Genomic DNA, 17,299 nt, shown 5'->3' on the forward strand with positions numbered 1-17,299 from the left:
GGAATCTCTGCCCGTGGGCTAGAAATGATGAGAACTATAGCGATCGTTGTCTAGTATGGAGAGTATGGAGAGTATGGAGAGTATGGAGGAAATCCAAGTATGAGCGAACGATTATCTGAAGCGCAGCAACAAGCGATTCTTCATGTCGAATCAACAGCGGCGGGCCAACGAAAAGTCGCTTTGGAAATGACGGAACAAATCTTGCGGACACATGAACAAGACTCCGTAACGATCGGCTCGCTGTTAACCCATATCGGAAAGTCTGCACGTGTTACGTTAAATTTCCATCCGGATCGGATAATGCCCACCGGACACGCTGTCATCGAATCCCTCTTGGCAGAAGGCATATATCATAACCAGTTCATCACGAGCGTGACGAATGGAAGCCGAACCGCCTACCCGGGCGGTGACCGCGACCAATGGGAACGGCTCCTGTTTGGCGGTGCCTACCAGCAGCCTGATGTGCGTAACGACGAGCGGCCGAAATACGGAGCACTCAATCTCATGAATTATGCCGATGGTGCATCTCCCCGCTTCGGTTCCTGTTTTTTGGTGCTATCCCCTAACCTATTGAACCGCTGTACCTTTACATTCGGAGACAGTCATGCAGGTCCTGAATTTGTGGGCACCATCCGTCAATGGGATTCGATTCTCGCTGCACTCTTGCATCAAGTTGAGACCACAGGCTCGGCCCTGGGTTTCCCGAATGTGGACATTCCGTCCATGCTGGAGCGCATTCTTCATCTGCCTTTATCGCATACCGGTTTCTCCGGACCTCTCGGTCGTTCCTTGGATGATTATATTGAAGCGCAGATCCATGGTGTCATCGACTTGTCCAGCGATGTGGAGGCCCTAGTGGCCGATCCATCCTATAAGGACTCCCCGATCGGGCATTTGCTCCATGCATTATGTGTACGGTATGACCTCACCTTGTCCTGGCATCCAGGCTTCTGCCTTGCCGTACAGGATGTTCCGGATGATTTCCGGGGACCCGTCATGCCGCCGCTCGCCAAGCGGATCGATCAACGGTTTGGAGGCTCGCTGGGCATGCTGGATGCAGCCCTTATTGGCAAAGCCGCTGCTCAACTGCACCATGATCCAAGCGAATGGAGCGATTGGGGAACATTGGATGAAACCTTCCAGCATCTCAAACAGCTGTGGCATGTGCTCGTAAAGTATGGACATTCGTATCCGTATACACCAAACCGCTAAGCTGTATTTTTCCCTAAGTACGTGCATTGGCATGAGGGTCGGACTAAAGATAACCGGGCTAGCGATATCCGTGCAGCAACGGCTAGGCCTTACCGGCGCAGCTTCTTATATATTGATCTTAGAAAGGATGATGACCGGATGGATTGGGTCCAGCGGATGAATGAGGCCATAGGCTATATAGAAGGACACATAACCGAGGAGATCGATTACGCTGAAGCTGCTCAGATCGCATGCTGCTCCGTGTACCATTTTCAACGCATGTTTCCGTTCATTACGGATGTTTCGCTGTCCGAATACATACGGAGACGCCGGCTGACACTGGCCGCCTACGAGCTGCAAAACAGCGAAATCAAAGTAATCGACCTTGCCCTTAAATATGGTTATGATTCCCCGGAGGCGTTCGCGCGTGCATTCCAGAACATGCATGGCACAACGCCGACGGCCGCACGCCAGACCGGCACCAAACTGAAGGCCTATCCCCGCATCTCCTTTCAATTCTCAATGCGAGGAGCTGCCGAAATGAATTACAGAATCGAAGAAATAAAGGCGTTTTCCGTTGTCGGTTTCAAGGAGCAAGTAAACACACAACGTGCCTATGAAGACGTTCCCCGCCTCTGGATGGAGGCTCAGGAGAAGGGCATTTTCGAGAAGCTATGGAACTATCGTGAGCAAGACCATCCGATCCGGGGAATACTGGGTGTTTGTGCAGACGGTGACTACGGGAGGAATGAGCATTTTGACTACATCATGTCCGTCGTATCCAAGGATGCGCCTCAGGAACCGATGATACAGCGACATTTCCCTGCCGCCACTTGGGCCGTATTCGAGCTGGAAGGAGATCCGAGCGGCATTGCGGAGATGTGGAAGCGTCTTTATACGGAGTGGATACCATCCCATGCTTATGATCTCGCGCCGCTTCCTGCCATCGAATGCTATCTTCCTCCGGACGAGCATAAGAACGAGTTATGGATTCCTGTAGTTAGAAAGGCATAGTACATTTCTGCTGAAAAGATGAATTTTTTTGCTCACCGCTACGAAGATCATGAACATAAGCTTCATATCGATACCGTGCGGTGAGCACCAAATGCTCAAATCTGAACGGGAATCATGATGATAAATTCGGGGTCATCCGCATAAGGATCCTGACTCATCGGATATTTTTCGAAATGCGTTAAATGATCCGGGTTATATTCCGAGTAACCTTGTTCTTTGATCCAAGCATAGATATTGTTATAGGACTGATCGATGCTCTGCTCTTTACGATGAGTACAAGTGGCATAGGTTAAAGCAGGAACGGATATCGTAACCATCCCCTCCGGAACTTCGTCGATCTGTTCCACTTCCACGACCGCGTAATGAATAAATCCCTCACCGCCGGGAACTGCGTGATAAGATAACCCCAACAACGAGTCGGTATGTAAGGCATGGGGTATCTCCTCGAGCCGCTCTTGCAGCGTCCGATGCACCGCACGTATCCCGCCCGCACCCGCTTCGGCAAATGTGCCTTCCCACTTTAATCCTATCGCCTGAAAAGCTTCCTTGCTCGTAACCGCTGCTTCGTTTCGTTGATCGTTAGTCATCCGTAAATGCTCCTTTATCCCATATTTGATTTCATTATATACTTGAACTATGCCAGAAACTGTCACAGTATAAAAAAATCATAGGAGCGAAATCATGCCCAAAACCGAACGGATCCTTAAGGTCATGCAGCGGGTGTATGAACGGCAAAACTTCACCGTCGGCGAGTTAGCCGAAGAATTCTCGGTTTCGTACCGTACGATGCTCCGCTATCTTCACGAGCTGTCTCGTCTAGGTGTTCCTTTATACGCTAATGAGGGGAAAAACGGCGGTTATTCCATGCTGACATCGCGGCAAATGCGAGAACAATCCGCGCAGACGGATGAATCCATTCAGCGGATCATCAAACCGCAGACCCTGATCGTCGGCCTGGAGATGAAGCTTCCTTTCACGGCTTATTATATGTCTCAAGCCCTCAAGCCAAAACTCTGGCAGGAACTCCAGGACCGCATGGAGGAAATTCCATATATCCGCAAGAAAACATCGAGTCCCTTATATATTGCAGCTGTTTTGAACCGGCAGCAGATCTATCATTATGTAGCCGGAGTCGAGGTAACCACGATTCGTGATACGCCAAAGCGGATGGTGAGTTTAACCCTGCCGACACAGGAATATGCCATGTATACCCATGAAGGGCATGCCGACCGGGAGGATACCGACCAATCCTATACCTATGTTATCCAGCAGTTGAAACAACGGAGCCTTGCGCCAAACCCGGCGCTCTACAGCTTGGAACTGAGAACCTCGATACATGCCTCTAAAGCCCAAATCTATATCCCTTTAATTGAATAAGAGACTTCCCGAATCGTCATCAATCCTTCGGTAAGTCACACCTTACACAGGGGCAAATGTCTTGTTCCAGCTAAAAAAAGCGAGCCCCCGATCATGTCCGGGACTCGCTTTTAGTCGTTAAATGGCTTTCGGATTATCAACTACAGGATTCACATCCGCATCATAATCCACGCCGTCGGTTTCAAAGCCGAACAGTTGGAAGAACTCGCGGCGGTAACCGGCAAGGTCCGTCAATTCTTCAATATTTTCGCTCGTAACCTTGCTCCACAATTCGGCCACTTCTGCCTGCACATCCTCACGAAGTTCCCAATCGTCGATGCGGATACGGCCCTTCTCATCCACCGGCGTTTCCTGCCCGTTATAGAGACGATCGGAGAACAGACGATAGATCTGCTCGATGCAGCCCTCGTGCAGCCCTTTCTCCTTCATGACTTTGTACAGCGCCGATACGTACAGCGGAACGACCGGGATCGCCGAGCTGGATTGGGTCACTAACGCTTTGCTGACCGTTACATAAGCCCGTCCGCCTCCGGCAGCGAGCCTCTCGTTCAATTTCAGCGCGGTTGCCTCCAGATGATCCTTGGCTTGTCCAATCGACCCATCACGGTAAATGGCTTTGGTAATCTCGGAGCCGATATAGGAGAACGCAATCGTGGTCACATTAGGAGCCAATACGCCGCCTTCCGCCAGCTCATTCATCCATAATTCCCAATCGTCACCGCCCATCACCTCAACGGTGTTCTTCACTTCCTCTTCCGTGGCCGGCTCAATCGTTACCTCCGTCACTTCACCTGTATGGAAGTTTACCGTCTTGTTGGTATAGGCTGGTCCGATCGGCTTCAATACGGAGTTGACCGTCTCGCCCGTCTCAGGCAGCGTACGGCGCGCCGAGGCAACACTGTACACCACAAGATCAACCTGGCCCAGCTCTTGGCGGATAAGCTCAACCGTCTTGGCTTTGGTCTCTTGCGTGAAAGCATCTCCCGTCACACTGAACGATTTTAAGCCTGCGGCCTCCGCTGCCTTCTCGAAAGCGACCGAATTGTACCAGCCCGCCGAAGCGGTCCGCTTCTCGGTTGCCTGGCTGGGACGATACACACCTACAGTATTCGCCCGGGAGCCGAATGCGGCAGCAATTCTGGCCGACAAGCCGTAGCCCGTTGAAGCGCCGATGACCAGCACATTGCGCGGCCCCTCGATGCCAGGCTGATTCAACACATAATCAATCTGCTCCTGCACCTGGGCTTCGCAGCCTACAGGATGGGACGTTGTGCAAATAAATCCGCGTGTTCTTGGTTTAATGATCATATTTATATACCTCTCTTCCAGTACTCGTCGTCTGACACCATATGTATGGTCTTTTAAATTTCCTTTCTATTTTAACTGTTTTTTGCGGAGAGAGGAAATCTTTTGACAGGAAAACCAAGAAAACCTCTCTTCGGAATAACGGAGGCTTAAGCCTGCATTCCTTCCAAAGAGAGGTTCTGTATGTTTAACGCTCTATATACGTTGCCATTAAATACCGAACGAATTATTTGAATGAAGCATAGCCTTGGTCAGCCATGACCACGCTGCCTGTAATCGCAGCAGCTTCATCCAGAGACACGAGATACACGGTATCCGCTACAACTTCAGGCTGTGTTAATTCTCCGCCCATGACTTTGGCTCTCATGGAATCCAGCATTCCTGAATCTTTATAGCCTTGGATAATCGGTGTATCAACTGCTCCAGGAGCAACGGCAACGACACGAATGCCGTATGGTGCCAGTTCAAGCGCAGCGGATTTGCTCATCATGATGACGGCGCCTTTTGTAGCGTGATAAGCAAACGTTCCGGGTGAAGCCAGGAATCCGAATACGGATGCTGTATTAATGATTACGCCTTTAATGCCAAGCTCTTTCATCTTTCGGCCTGCCGCAATAATACCGTAGGCAACCCCGTGCTGATTCACGTTAATGGTGCGATGGTAGAGATCCATATTTTGCTCGAGAACCGGTCCAGCGCCGCCAATCCCCGCATTGTTGTGCATGACATCGATGCGGCCGTAAAGCTCAACCGCTTTATCAACAAGCGCCTCGACGCTTTCTTGTTTGGAAACATCGACTTGAACGAAAGTGGCTTCGCCGCCTTCTTTTTTAATCATGTCCACCGTCTCTTGACCGGCAGCCTCATTATAATCGGCTACGACGACGCGATCGCCTTTTCTTGCAAATTTAAGGGAGACCTGACGACCGATTCCGCTCGCTCCACCGGTAATTACCGCTACACGTTGTTCTGACATTATCAATGACCTCCTATGGCAAAATAGCGTTATTCTTTGAACATTGTGTGTCAATGTCCTTGTGTTCATTGTAACGCTGCGTTATATTTAAGTAAATTTAAACCTAATTAATATTACTTAACTATAGATTAAGGATGAGGTCATATGAATCTTGAACAACTGGAATATATCGTGGAGACGGCCAAGGCAGGATCATTAACCAAAGCAGCCCAGAATTGCAACGTTACCCTTTCCGCCGTCAGCCAAGCGGTGTCCAGCCTGGAAGCCGAGTTCGGTTTCTCCTTGTTTACCCGATCAAGGCTTGGTGCCGTACCCACAGCCGAGGGCCAGCGAATTCTCCAGAAAGCCTATGCCATTTTGGAACAATTTCAGGAGCTGAAATCGGAGGCCGAAGGATATTCCAACCTGCTGAGCGGATCTTTGCGGATTGCTACCGTTCCGGTACCCTTAACGCTGTCCATCGATGCCATTATTCAGTTCAAAAAAGACTTTCCCCAAATCAAACTCGAAATCACGGAAAAAGCGACTCTTGATATTATTGAGGATATCAAACAAAATCATGCGGATATCGGTTTGATTTTTGTCGATGATTCCATCATTCATCAACACCGCGGCCTCCATTTCGGCAAGCTGCTGGAGAGCAAATTCGTGGTCGGAGTCAGTCGTCAATCTCCACTCGCCATGCGGCAATCGATCACGCCGGAAGAACTGCGTAAGTACCCCTTGGTTCTCTACAAGGATGACAGTCTGTTCAAACTGATGGATGTATTCGAGGAGCAGTACGGGGAAATGGATCTGCTCTTCTCAACCAACCAGACGAGGGTCATACAGAAGGTTGTCGAAGAGAATGTAGCGGTCACGGTGGGGGTCGATTTGTCCTTCTCCAGCTTCACTCCCATACCTTCGGGAAACATCGTAACGCTGGAGCTGGAGATGCCCCCGGGCCACGCTGCCTCCTCATTCGGGTGGGTACAGCCCGGAACGCACCATCTGTCGAAGCCGGCGTCGATCTTCCTTGACAAGCTGAAACATCAGATTGGGTAAACGCCACCTTTGCTCCCGAATATAAAAGCCAACCGGCAAATAGGGGCGTGACCGTTATCACGTCCCCTGCTCTTCGGTTGGCTTTTTTTTAAAAAGTCAGTATTAATGTAATGACTCGCTGAGTGTCAAACTCACCGGGCAATGATCGCTTCCCATCACATGGCAGTCGATCTCGGCATCCTTCAGTTTCTCGGTTAAACGGGCAGACGTCAAAAAATAATCGATGCGCCAGCCGATATTCCGCTCCCTTACCTTGGCCATATACGACCACCAGCTGTATACATCCGTGCGATCCGGGTAGAAATAACGGAAGGAATCGATAAAGCCGGCTGACAGCAGGTCGGTCATTTTACCCCGCTCTTCCAGCGTGAAGCCGGAGTTGCCATGATTGGACTTGGCATTTTTCAGGTCGATTTCCTGATGCGCCACATTCAAGTCGCCACATGCGATCACGGGTTTGCGTTCGTCAAGCTGAAGCAAGTAAGCACGGAACCGTTCCTCCCACTCCAGCCGATAATCCAGCCTGCTCAGGTCACGCTTCGCATTCGGCGTATATACGTTCACAAGATAGAAGTCCTCAAACTCCAGCGTGATCACTCTGCCCTCCGGCTCGCTGTCCTCCTCCAGACCATAGCGTACGGACAGTGGTGCGATTTTCGTAAATATCGCCGTTCCCGAATATCCCTTCTTCTCTGCGTAATTCCAATATTGTTGATACTCCGGCCCCAAATCAAGCTCAATTTGCCCGGCTTGCAGCTTCGTCTCCTGCACGCAAAATATATCGGCATCCGCCTGATGAAAATAATCCATAAAGCCCTTCGTTACACAGGCCCGCAATCCGTTGACGTTCCATGACACTAACTTCATTTACGCAACCTCCGTGGTATCCATATCGTATTAGCGTGTTGAATCTATGAATCTTCTAAATTCTATTATGTATCATGTCACGGCTGAAACGAACAAGCAGCTTTGAGCGCTTTCACCATAACTTCATGAACAACTCATGACTGAAGGCACAAGTGTCCTTGCGCAAAGCATGAACCGAAGTTGTGGTTACGTGCATAATCCCGCGCCAAATCAGGAACAACATAAACGTTCGCAAACTGCGATCATTCGTACGTCCGCAATCGATGAGAACCCCACATAAGGAGGAGTACAGCATGACAGGCAGAAACAGCAAACCAAAGAACGACGGTCCTTCCAGTAGTCCTGAACGTTTGGACCAATACGGTGACAAGCTTGCTTCCGAGAATGAGGAAGAGTTTACTTCGGCGGCCGAGGAGCACTGTCGAGATCAGGAATAACGGATTTGATACGACTGTCGATGCACATTCAATAATTACCGCAGCAAAAACACCCATCCATGCCAAGGCAATGAATGGGTGTTTTTCCTATTCAATCATCTGGGCAAACACGATGCCCGTCGGTTATAACCATTCTGCTTCTCGATGTCGTTACTCCGTCACCCCGCAGCGGTTGCCGTCTGGATCCGTCAGGGAAAAGCCTCTGAACCCGCCAAAATCCTCAATTTCAGTTACGTCGGCTCCCTTGGCAACCAATCGTTGATGAATTTCACTTACATTCGTGGTATGCAGGTTGAAATATTGCCCCACGCCATAATCATTCCTGGGAAAAACCGGCTGCTTCACCTCATAGGACCGCACGAGGCAGAAGGATACCTTCTCATCGTTCATTCGCATGACCACCGCATTTGGTTCATCTGTGTGGATCACTTCAAACCCGAGCATATCCGTATACCAGGCCGTCGAACGCTTCAGATCACTGACCGGTACAAAAATGCCAACGCCGTACAAAAGGGTTTTTTTCAAAAAACCTTCCTCCTCTTTGATTTAATTATATAGCTTCTGACACATAAGAAACGAAATTTCGGGCTAAAACCAAACAGCGTCCAAATATAATTTTTTATTCTGTAAGTTTCCACGCATTACCATCCGGATCTTCCATATAAAATGCAAGGGCTCCGCCAACCCGGCTCAATTTGCTTATTCTTATTTGCAGCCTCGTCAATTGGAGATACGAGGTACAAATGGCTTTGGGATCCCTTTTCCGAAAAGCCTCCACAAGCGCATCCATATCCAGTCCTGCGGCTGTGCCTGCCCGGGCTCTCTCTTGAGGTTTAGGTTCCACGCCTGTTTGCTGTATGCGATGCAGCTTCTTCAGCCTGGTTCGCGCACGTCCGAGCGACACCTGAACCGTCCCTTCCGACATGAAGAGAAAATCAGCCGTCTCCCTGGCCGTGAAATCAAAAACGTCCATCAGCAGCAAAATAACCATCGCCCGTGGGGACAACCGATCCGCTAATGTCTCCAGAAGCTCCCTGGTGGATAAGCCGTCATCCTCGGCCGCCCTATCTCCTAACGCATCCTCGGAAACCCTCATTCCGGGCTTATCCTTCTTCAGTCGGTCCTTCCACGCGTTGCTTGCGATGCGATATAAGTAGGCATTGGACAGATGTTTTTCAGGATCGGTTTCAACGGCTCGCATCACCTTTATCATGACATCCTGAAGTAGATCCTCCGCTTCCCATGGATCTCCTGAGATTCGCATACAGTATCGGTGCAGCTTCGCCTGCACATTGGATAAGTCCGGCATATACTTCGGCATCATCATTCCCACCTCGCTAACTAGTTCTGTGAGTGCCCACGTTTTCCTGCTGAATGTTTGCGCCGCCCCTGTTCCATATACGCATCCATACAAAAAAACCGCCTCCCCACTAACATAGGAAGACGGCTGGTTTGCTCGATCTGATAGCGTTTATTTCACCAAACTCTCCAGCACGTTATCAATGATCTGGCTGTTGGCAATCGTGCCTGTATACAACCAGCTTGTATCTTTTCCATATTCATAGATGTTGCCGTTCTTAACAGCCGGAATATTCGCCCAAAGCGGATCCTGAAGCACTTCGGCCCCTTCGCCGTCACTATTAATGAAGAACAGATGATCCGCGTCGAGCTCCGCCAATTTTTCCAGGGAAATGGATGACCAGTTGCCCGTAGCCGATGCCGAAATTTCCTTCACCACACTCGGAACCGTGAGACCCAAGTCACCGTACATGACGGCTCCGCTGGACAACGTCTCGCTAACGACGAACAATTTACCGCCGACAAGCCAAATCGCTGCAGCAGATTCACCGCCGATCGATTGCTGGATTTGCTCCTTGGCATCTTTGGCCTTCTGCTCGTATTTATCGAGCGCCGCTTGCGCTTCCTCCTCCATGCCAAAGATTTCTCCCACTTTCTTCAGCTCTTCGCGCCAATCGTTATTGACCTCATTGCCTATGACGTAGGTTGGAGCAATCTTCTCGTATTGACTGTACTTGTTGCCTTCGACCATGGAAGCCGAGTCCATGATCAATAGATCCGGCTGGAAGCTCGCTACCGCTTCAAAGGGAAGATCATGCTCAATCGTAGGCACATCCTTCAATGAGTCCTGCAGATAATCCTGGACGCTTCCGCCTTTGACCGACCACTGCGCAATCGGAGTAATACCCAATGCCACGAGGTTATCCTCCAAGTAAGAAGCTATCACTCGTTTCGGCTCCGCCGGAATTTTCACCTCATGGCCCATAGCGTCTGTCAATGTGCGTTCTGTCTTGGCTTCTGTGCTTCCTTCGTCCGGCTTGGCTTCGGTGCTGCTGTTCTGGTCACTTGGCGCTTGGGCCTCCGTTGGCTCGTTCCCGGCTGCTTCCTTGCTATTTCCACAAGCTGCAAGCAGCGTGAAAGCTGCCAATAGTCCTGCGATTATCCATATTTTTTTCTTGAATCGATTCATTGTTACAGATCCCCTTTATGTATATTTTTTCTGCCTAGATCACTAGCAATCTTAGGATGAAGTGATATAATAATAACCATGATAATGAAATTCATTCTCAATTACAATACGTTATTTAAAATTTTTTATCAACATGAAGGTTTAGGTGACTATGCAAGCAAATAAGCCCATGAACAAAACAACCACAAAATCCATTTATCGCCCCAAGACGGCAGCGGTCGTCATTCTGTTGGGGCTTAGCCTCCTGGCTGTCGCTATGGCATCCTCGATTATCTATGGTGCGTCGAACATCCAATTGTCCACCATATGGGAGGCTTTTGTCCACTTCGATGCCCATTCCACCTCGCACCAGATTATCCAGAGACTGCGCATGCCAAGGGCCTTGGCAGCTGCACTGATCGGCGGTTCCTTGGCCGTTTCCGGAGCCATCATGCAGGGCATGACAAGAAACGCGCTCGCTTCCCCTTCCATTATGGGAGTCACCGCAGGTGCCACTTTCATGATGTCGATTGGGTTTGCCTTTATGGAGTCGCCGTCCAACACCGTGCTCATGCTGCTATCTTTTGCTGGTGCGGGCCTTGGGGCCGGACTCGTGCTTCTCATCGGCTCGTTATCCAAACGGGGCCTGACGCCCGTCAAGCTGGCGCTGGCCGGATCTGCCGTAACCGCGCTCCTCAGCTCGATTTCCTCAGCCATTGCCATCCGCTTTAACGTTGCCAAGGATATCAGCTTCTGGTATGCCGGAGGCGTGTCGGGCGTGCAATGGGTAAACGTGCAGCTTCTGATCCCCGTCGCGATTGTCGGGCTTCTGATTGCGCTGGCGCTCAGCAGATCCATTACCGTCATGAGCCTGGGCGAAGAGGTCGCTACCGGGCTTGGCCAAAAAACGGGAACGGTGAAGTTCCTGGGCACGCTTGTTGTGCTGCTCCTCACGGGCGCAGCGGTAGCTGTGGGCGGAACGATCGGATTCGTGGGGCTTGTCATCCCGCATATCGTTCGCTTCATCGTAGGTCCCGACTATCGACTGATCATCCCTTGCTCCGCTGTCATGGGAGCACTTTTGCTGGTGTTTGCCGATGTGGGGGCGCGGATGATCAACCCTCCGTTCGAGACGCCTGTCGGTGCGATTACGGCGATCATCGGCGTTCCCTTCTTCCTCTATCTTGCACGACGTGAAGGGAGGGGACTGTAACGATGAATACAACAAGAAAAGTGATGTCCGTTTCGATGATCCTGCTGCTGGCCATATTAGCCGTGTTTCTGGTCAGCCTGAATATGGGCACGATGAAAATCCCGCTCGCTGAGGTCATCGAAGCGTTCAACGGAACAGGATCTGAGCAGAATTATACCGTTCTAATGCACTTTCGTTTACCCCGCATGGTCATTGCCATTCTGATCGGTGCGGGAATCGCCGTCTCCGGCGCTATTCTGCAGAGTGTTTCGCGGAACGCGCTGGCAGATCCGGGCATTCTCGGCATCAACTCGGGGGCAGGATTGGCCGTCGTACTGTATATTTTTTATTTTCAAGGCAGCTCGTTCAGTTCCGGCATATGGTCCGTCTATATCATGCCTTTTGCCGCGCTATTCGGGGCATTTCTCGCTGCCTTTCTCATATATTCAATAGCCTGGAAGCAAGGCGTGACGCCGATTCGGCTTGTTTTAGTGGGGATTGGCATCAACGCGGCCTTCGGAGCGCTTATTATCGTGTTTCAGCTCATGATGGACCCTAACAACTTTATGCAGGCTACCATCTGGTTGTCCGGAAGCATCTGGGGAGCAAGCTGGGAGTATGTCTATGCGATCCTTCCGTGGATCCTTCTGCTGGTTCCCTGGGCGGTATATAAATCGCAAAATTTGAATGTGCTCAACCTGGGAGACCATACGGCAGCTGGGCTTGGGGTTATGGTGGAGCGCGAGCGAAGAACGCTCCTGTTCATCTCCGTTGCCCTGGCAGGTGCCTGCGTGGCCGTTGGCGGCGGCATCGCGTTTCTTGGACTGGTTGCTCCGCATCTGGCGCGTAAGCTGGTGGGTCCCCGTCATCAGGGAATGCTGCCTGTCTCTGCGCTTCTTGGCTCTCTGGTGCTGCTTGTTGCCGATATGATCGGCAAGAACCTGATGGCCCCTTCCGAAATCCCGGTTGGATTGGTCGTTTCCTGTCTTGGAGCGCCCTACTTTATTTATTTGCTGATCAAGGATTAAGTTGAACAGTTTTTTTTTTTTTAAAAGACGGCGATCTTCTCCCGGTCCATGCAGGAGGAAATCGCCGTTCTTTTGTGTCATGCGCTAAAAGCTTGATTGGCGCACATGAGCGAGTGCTATGCACTGCTCTGACTCAGCTCGGAGGCAACCTTTTTATTCCGCAAACAAAAAGACCGCGTTTCGCGGTCTTTCATAAGTTATGCAACTGCGAAGCGCAGCTGCGATATTAGTGAGCGCTCACCAGGATTTTCACCTGGTTCTTCTCTTTGAGCAAGGCCTCAAAGCCCCGGTCAATAATCTCATCCAGTTTGATCCGCTGAGTTACCAGCTTATCCGCAGGGAAGAATCCTTTTTCCATCAGGCTAATGACAGCCGGGAATACGTCGCGATAACCGATGATACCGGTAATATTACGCTCCTTCATCACGATGTCATTCGGCACGATCGGAGCGGAGGTTTCGAATATGCTGACAATCATAATCTGACCGCCGATCTTCGTAGAATTGATGGCTTGATTCAGTACAGGTGGAACACCCGTTACTTCGAATGCCACATCTACCCCGGTGCCGGTGCGACGATGAAGTTCTTCTACGACATCGTAAGCCTTGGGATCAATGACGATAGCCCCCAATTCTTCGGCTTTCTGTTTACGCTCTGCAGACAGTTCTACTGCGTAAATCTCGGACGCCCCTGCTGCCTTCAATGCTTCGATAACGAGCAGACCAATCGGTCCCGCACCGAATACAACTGCCCGATCCCCTGCTTTCAGCTGGCTTTGGCGTACAGCATACAAGGCGACTGCCGAAGGCTCTACCAAAGCCCCTTGTTCATAGGAGACGCTGTCCGGAATTTTATGAACCATATGCTCATCCGCAGCTACATATTCGGAGAATCCGCCGCCACCGCCGGCAAGGCCGAGAAAGCCCATTTTTTCGCACAGATTGTATTTGCCTTGTCTGCAAGCTTCGCATTTTCCGCATGCAAATACGGGCTCAACAACCACGCGGTCACCAGCCTTGAATTTCGTGACGCCTTCGCCAACCTCGACCACCTGGCCAGAAAATTCATGGCCCATTACCACCGGAGCCTGTTCTCCGGTAAGGGGATGAGGCGTATTCTCAGGTATAAATATAGGCCCAGCTACGTATTCGTGGAGATCACTACCACAAATCCCGCACCATTCGACCTTGATTTTCACTTTTCCACTCGTTGCTTGCGGCTCTGAAATTGTCTCCAAACGCAGATCCTTTACTCCATGCCAGCGCAATGCTTGCATTGTCTTCATCTCCTTATGGGTTCGAAAAAATAAAAACAAAACAGGAAACGTTTCCGAAATCAAATATGTCACATTTTCGACAATATGTCAAACACCATTGACTAAAATGTATGAAAAATCATGGACAACCCAAGATCTAAGCTCCTCCTCTTTTTCAGTGATTATCAGCAATGTATACAGCACGCTACCTGCCCCTCTTTTCTTCGTCGAGGTGTTCTATGATTTAAAGGTATTCTTAATGGTATAATATAGATATTGCTCCATTAAGATCTCAAATTAGAACAAGAACAGGAAACGTTTCCGATATAGAGAGGACTTTTGAATATGGTGAATCCCAAAAAAGTGACGATTGAAGATGTCGCCAAACAAGCGGGCGTTGGAATAGCAACCGTGTCCCGAGCCATCAACAACAGCAAGGGAATCAGTCCGAAAACGAAAGCACGGATCTTGCAGGTGATCGAAGAAATCGGATTTAGTCCGGATACATCGGCTCAAAGCCTGAAGGTGCGGCAGACGAATCAAATCGCCTTGGCCGTGCCTGACATTCGAAATGCGATCATCCCGGAAATCGCCTGGTCGGTGGAACAGACCGCCAAGCAGCACGGATATCGAGTCGTTCAGATCAATACAGCCGGGAATGCCCGAAACGAGCTTGAAATCGTAAGAGATATCAAGAAGCTGCACGTAGACGGCTTGATTATCATGCCGCTGGCTTATCCGAAAACACTGGGCGACCTGATCAACAAATCAAGCCTCCCCGTCTCAATCATTAATTACGGGAAACAGCTGGGAGATGAGTATAGAGCCGATATCGTAGGCCTCGCACGTCAGGAGGGCAGGCTTGTTATGGAGCATCTGCTGAAAATCGGACGGACCCGAATCGCCTATGCCGGTGCGCCCAAGGATAAAATCGAAGAGCGGTATTGGGCATATGAGCAATCGCTGACGCAAGTCGATCCGTCGCTTGTCTATTTCGGGGAGGATTTCTCGTTTGAAACAGGGGTTCGTGCCGCGGACTATTTCTATGGCCTGAAACATATGCCGGACGCCATCTATGCGGTAAACGATATGGTTGCTATCGGCATCGTCAACCGTTTTAAAGAGCTGAAGATCCGGGTTCCCGATGATGTGGCCGTCGTCGGCATCGATAACAATGTATGGACCACTGTCACGACGCCTCAGATCAGCTCGGTGTCTATCATGGGCGATGAAGTAGCCCGGCTGGCTACGGAATTGCTGCTCAAGCGGCTCCGCGAGCAAAAGTCCGGCCAATACGAACGCGTGCAATTCGAACCGAGGCTCATCGTCAGGGAATCCAGCATGTCCTTTATACGAAATGCAACAACCGACTAGGATGCAGCAACCGCGGCCCATAAAGAAGAGCCTGGAACATGAAGTCCCAGGCTCTTTCTTTCGACTCTTTAATTGGAATATTGGACGCTTAATGACTCAAAGTATACAAGTAATAGCCGTAGTCGGTAGGCGTACCCGGATGTTCGATTTGCCGGAGCATGGCGGTTACGTTTCCTCGGTGGTACGACCCGTGATTGACCATATGCTGGATATAATCCAGACAGCTGGCTTTAAAGTCTCCGGACGGATAGACGGTTTCCAGATTCTCATGCTCTTCGATGAACAGCCTGAAGCGCACCGCCAGAACGTCCATTAGATGCCCCAATTCTTCGATTCGCTTGCCTTCTGTCTCCGCAACCAGCCGATCGATCGAATCCTTGAGATTTTCCAGGTACAAAGGTGACACCTCCGAGACTCCGCCCGCATTAAAAAACGACAGCCAGCCGGAATCAATGACATAGATATGAACCATCGCTTCATAAATGGATGGAAAGACACTGACTATCTCCTTGCGGTATACCTCTTCCGAAAGCCCCTGCAAATATTCGCAAACCTTCCGGTTTGCCCATACGTGGTAATCATACTGCCGCAATATCCATGTTTTCAAATCGTCGTTCCCCTTTTCATAGGCGGGGAAGCACGCAGTTTAAGGGCAATTATGCGCTAATCCCCATATAAGTTTGCCCGTGAACGATTGTTGTTTTCATCTCAAACGCCTCCTGAAAATAATCTGATCCTATTCTAGCATACATGTTGCCAAGTAACCGCGAATAGTCGTATTGCTTTCACAAAAATATATTCATGATCTTGTTATCCCTACCCGTCTAATTCACTAAATTGGCACCGGCACATGCTGCTGCCGATACGAGGTAGGCGACGTGCGGTAATATTTCGCGAATGCTCTCGAGAACGTGTGGAGGTTGGAATATCCCAGCGAAAAAGCAGCCTCCGTCACGGACACATCGGTTTCGGTCAGCAGCACCGCTGCCCGCTCCATCCGCAGCTTCATTAAATAATGACTCGGACTGATGCCATACGCCCGGATAAACTCACAATACAGATGCGTCCGGTGTACGCCGGCATACTCGACAACATCCATAACCGTAATCCCCTCCATGTAATGGGAATCCATATAAAATACGCTTTGCTCGAGCCAGTTCGATTTGCTCCCTTTTCTGACCGTGGCGGCAGCCAGCAGCTCAAACAGCTGATATAACCATTTCTGTCGTCCAAATTCGTTGCCAACGGTGTCGTCATCCACGCACCCGTATATTTGATTCAGCACCGCCTGCAGCTCCCCCTTCATCCCGGCAAACATAAAGGGCTTGCGCGGAGATAACCCGATCCGGGTCAACGCATTGTCGGTTAATTCACCATCCAGGACGACCCACTGCGTGCGCAGCGTCGGCTCCGAATGGGGGTTCGGTTCCCAGTAACTGAACCTCGTATGAGGGAACAGGCAAAAGACATCCCCTTCCGACAAGGTGACCTCCTCATCCCCATAAGCCAGTGTGATTTTTCCGTTTAGAACAAAATGCAGCGCATAGTTTTCGGATACTTTGGGGCCCACGTAATAATGGGGCTTCGCCATGCTGCGGCCTGTACGGAGAATCCAAATTCCGCCCTTTCTTTCCATCTCCGAAGGTATGCAGTACTTCATTTCGGCATATTCGAAGGCCATCCCCTTCACATGAAATCCCTCCCTCACAAAAAAAGAATGTTTCCTGCTGCCGCAGAATCCTAGTATTGTTTGCGCCTGACTTTATCAGATA

18 protein-coding genes are annotated in these 17,299 nt (G+C 50.3%); 8 read left to right on the forward strand and 10 right to left on the reverse strand.

Annotated elements, in window-relative coordinates; genetic code table 11:
* The first annotated feature begins 99 nt into the window (after positions 1-99).
* Together MKY48_RS26105 and MKY48_RS26110 are read left to right on the forward strand one after the other, a co-directional pair.
* Positions 100-1,212: a DUF3626 domain-containing protein gene (locus MKY48_RS26105; RefSeq protein WP_339291618.1), complete on the forward strand. Its 1,113-nt coding sequence runs from the start codon at positions 100-102 to the stop codon at positions 1,210-1,212.
* 138 nt (positions 1,213-1,350) lie between these two features.
* Positions 1,351-2,205 carry an AraC family transcriptional regulator gene (locus MKY48_RS26110; protein WP_339291619.1) on the forward strand — a complete coding sequence of 285 codons (855 nt, stop codon included), beginning with the start codon at positions 1,351-1,353 and terminating at the stop codon, positions 2,203-2,205.
* Positions 2,206-2,300: 95 nt separating this feature from the next.
* Here the strand turns inward: MKY48_RS26110 and MKY48_RS26115 are convergent, their stop codons facing one another.
* Entirely contained in the window at positions 2,301-2,792 is a 492-nt protein-coding gene (locus MKY48_RS26115) for a GyrI-like domain-containing protein (protein ID WP_076324403.1), read from the reverse strand.
* A gap of 94 nt (positions 2,793-2,886) precedes the next feature.
* On the opposite strand from MKY48_RS26115, the gene MKY48_RS26120 reads away from it, so the two are divergent.
* The gene (locus MKY48_RS26120) at positions 2,887-3,582 is read left to right on the forward strand and encodes an effector binding domain-containing protein (protein ID WP_339291620.1); all 696 of its coding nucleotides are present in this window, start codon (positions 2,887-2,889) and stop codon (positions 3,580-3,582) included.
* Between the two features lie 117 nt (positions 3,583-3,699).
* Here MKY48_RS26120 and fabV read toward each other — a convergent pair whose 3' ends face one another.
* Entirely contained in the window at positions 3,700-4,890 is a 1,191-nt protein-coding gene (gene fabV, locus MKY48_RS26125; RefSeq protein WP_339291621.1) for an enoyl-ACP reductase FabV, read from the reverse strand.
* 223 nt (positions 4,891-5,113) lie between these two features.
* On the reverse strand, positions 5,114-5,863 hold the full coding sequence (locus MKY48_RS26130; protein ID WP_076324406.1) for an SDR family oxidoreductase: 750 nt from the start codon (positions 5,861-5,863) through the stop codon (positions 5,114-5,116).
* Positions 5,864-6,007: 144 nt separating this feature from the next.
* Between MKY48_RS26130 and MKY48_RS26135 the strand changes: the two genes are divergently transcribed.
* Positions 6,008-6,907 (forward strand): LysR family transcriptional regulator, encoded by a 900-nt coding sequence (locus tag MKY48_RS26135; RefSeq protein ID WP_076324407.1) that lies wholly within the window; start codon positions 6,008-6,010, stop codon positions 6,905-6,907.
* A gap of 102 nt (positions 6,908-7,009) precedes the next feature.
* Here the strand turns inward: MKY48_RS26135 and MKY48_RS26140 are convergent, their stop codons facing one another.
* Positions 7,010-7,774, reverse strand: coding sequence for an exodeoxyribonuclease III (locus MKY48_RS26140; RefSeq protein ID WP_339291622.1), 765 nt, complete (start codon positions 7,772-7,774; stop codon positions 7,010-7,012).
* Between the two features lie 293 nt (positions 7,775-8,067).
* On the opposite strand from MKY48_RS26140, the gene MKY48_RS26145 reads away from it, so the two are divergent.
* Positions 8,068-8,211, forward strand: coding sequence for a hypothetical protein (locus MKY48_RS26145; protein ID WP_009595787.1), 144 nt, complete (start codon positions 8,068-8,070; stop codon positions 8,209-8,211).
* A 150-nt stretch (positions 8,212-8,361) separates the two neighbouring features.
* Here the strand turns inward: MKY48_RS26145 and MKY48_RS26150 are convergent, their stop codons facing one another.
* From MKY48_RS26150 to MKY48_RS26160, 3 genes are all read right to left on the reverse strand, one after another.
* Positions 8,362-8,736: a VOC family protein gene (locus MKY48_RS26150; protein ID WP_339291623.1), complete on the reverse strand. Its 375-nt coding sequence runs from the start codon at positions 8,734-8,736 to the stop codon at positions 8,362-8,364.
* A 94-nt stretch (positions 8,737-8,830) separates the two neighbouring features.
* Entirely contained in the window at positions 8,831-9,625 is a 795-nt protein-coding gene (locus MKY48_RS26155; protein WP_339291624.1) for an RNA polymerase sigma factor, read from the reverse strand.
* 57 nt (positions 9,626-9,682) lie between these two features.
* Positions 9,683-10,699: an iron-hydroxamate ABC transporter substrate-binding protein gene (locus MKY48_RS26160; RefSeq protein WP_339291625.1), complete on the reverse strand. Its 1,017-nt coding sequence runs from the start codon at positions 10,697-10,699 to the stop codon at positions 9,683-9,685.
* A gap of 151 nt (positions 10,700-10,850) precedes the next feature.
* Here MKY48_RS26160 and MKY48_RS26165 point away from each other — a divergent pair, with 151 nt between their 5' ends.
* Together MKY48_RS26165 and MKY48_RS26170 are read left to right on the forward strand one after the other, a co-directional pair.
* The gene (locus MKY48_RS26165) at positions 10,851-11,891 is read left to right on the forward strand and encodes an iron ABC transporter permease (RefSeq protein ID WP_339291626.1); all 1,041 of its coding nucleotides are present in this window, start codon (positions 10,851-10,853) and stop codon (positions 11,889-11,891) included.
* A gap of 2 nt (positions 11,892-11,893) precedes the next feature.
* The gene (locus MKY48_RS26170) at positions 11,894-12,898 is read left to right on the forward strand and encodes an iron ABC transporter permease (RefSeq protein ID WP_339291627.1); all 1,005 of its coding nucleotides are present in this window, start codon (positions 11,894-11,896) and stop codon (positions 12,896-12,898) included.
* Between the two features lie 226 nt (positions 12,899-13,124).
* Here MKY48_RS26170 and MKY48_RS26175 read toward each other — a convergent pair whose 3' ends face one another.
* Positions 13,125-14,174 carry a 2,3-butanediol dehydrogenase gene (locus tag MKY48_RS26175; protein WP_339291628.1) on the reverse strand — a complete coding sequence of 350 codons (1,050 nt, stop codon included), beginning with the start codon at positions 14,172-14,174 and terminating at the stop codon, positions 13,125-13,127.
* A 324-nt stretch (positions 14,175-14,498) separates the two neighbouring features.
* On the opposite strand from MKY48_RS26175, the gene MKY48_RS26180 reads away from it, so the two are divergent.
* Complete coding sequence (locus MKY48_RS26180) at positions 14,499-15,527, forward strand: LacI family DNA-binding transcriptional regulator (RefSeq protein ID WP_076324414.1); 1,029 nt, start codon at positions 14,499-14,501, stop codon at positions 15,525-15,527.
* Positions 15,528-15,615: 88 nt separating this feature from the next.
* On the opposite strand, the gene MKY48_RS26185 is transcribed toward MKY48_RS26180, so the two are convergent.
* Both MKY48_RS26185 and MKY48_RS26190 read right to left on the reverse strand, forming a co-directional pair.
* Positions 15,616-16,134, reverse strand: a complete 519-nt coding sequence (locus MKY48_RS26185) for a DinB family protein (protein ID WP_339291629.1) — start codon at positions 16,132-16,134, stop codon at positions 15,616-15,618.
* A gap of 225 nt (positions 16,135-16,359) precedes the next feature.
* Positions 16,360-17,208: an AraC family transcriptional regulator gene (locus tag MKY48_RS26190; protein WP_339273669.1), complete on the reverse strand. Its 849-nt coding sequence runs from the start codon at positions 17,206-17,208 to the stop codon at positions 16,360-16,362.
* Positions 17,209-17,299 lie beyond the last annotated feature (91 nt).

Source organism: Paenibacillus sp. FSL W8-0187, from assembly GCF_037969755.1.
Taxonomy (GTDB): Bacteria; Bacillota; Bacilli; order Paenibacillales; family Paenibacillaceae; genus Paenibacillus_AQ.

Excerpts from the sequence above, each read along its gene's own strand:
- MKY48_RS26165 (WP_339291626.1), top strand. The coding sequence starts at position 10,851 with ATGCAAGCAAATAAGCCCATGAACAAAACAACCACAAAATCCATTTAT.
- MKY48_RS26105 (WP_339291618.1), top strand. The coding sequence starts at position 100 with ATGAGCGAACGATTATCTGAAGCGCAGCAACAAGCGATTCTTCATGTC.
- MKY48_RS26140 (WP_339291622.1), bottom strand. The coding sequence starts at position 7,774 with ATGAAGTTAGTGTCATGGAACGTCAACGGATTGCGGGCCTGTGTAACG.
- MKY48_RS26175 (WP_339291628.1), bottom strand. The coding sequence starts at position 14,174 with ATGCAAGCATTGCGCTGGCATGGAGTAAAGGATCTGCGTTTGGAGACA.
- MKY48_RS26145 (WP_009595787.1), top strand. The coding sequence starts at position 8,068 with ATGACAGGCAGAAACAGCAAACCAAAGAACGACGGTCCTTCCAGTAGT.
- MKY48_RS26110 (WP_339291619.1), top strand. The coding sequence starts at position 1,351 with ATGGATTGGGTCCAGCGGATGAATGAGGCCATAGGCTATATAGAAGGA.
- MKY48_RS26190 (WP_339273669.1), bottom strand. The coding sequence starts at position 17,208 with ATGGCCTTCGAATATGCCGAAATGAAGTACTGCATACCTTCGGAGATG.
- MKY48_RS26170 (WP_339291627.1), top strand. The coding sequence starts at position 11,894 with ATGAATACAACAAGAAAAGTGATGTCCGTTTCGATGATCCTGCTGCTG.
- MKY48_RS26160 (WP_339291625.1), bottom strand. The coding sequence starts at position 10,699 with ATGAATCGATTCAAGAAAAAAATATGGATAATCGCAGGACTATTGGCA.
- MKY48_RS26180 (WP_076324414.1), top strand. The coding sequence starts at position 14,499 with ATGGTGAATCCCAAAAAAGTGACGATTGAAGATGTCGCCAAACAAGCG.
- MKY48_RS26120 (WP_339291620.1), top strand. The coding sequence starts at position 2,887 with ATGCCCAAAACCGAACGGATCCTTAAGGTCATGCAGCGGGTGTATGAA.
- MKY48_RS26130 (WP_076324406.1), bottom strand. The coding sequence starts at position 5,863 with ATGTCAGAACAACGTGTAGCGGTAATTACCGGTGGAGCGAGCGGAATC.
- MKY48_RS26115 (WP_076324403.1), bottom strand. The coding sequence starts at position 2,792 with ATGACTAACGATCAACGAAACGAAGCAGCGGTTACGAGCAAGGAAGCT.
- fabV (WP_339291621.1), bottom strand. The coding sequence starts at position 4,890 with ATGATCATTAAACCAAGAACACGCGGATTTATTTGCACAACGTCCCAT.
- MKY48_RS26135 (WP_076324407.1), top strand. The coding sequence starts at position 6,008 with ATGAATCTTGAACAACTGGAATATATCGTGGAGACGGCCAAGGCAGGA.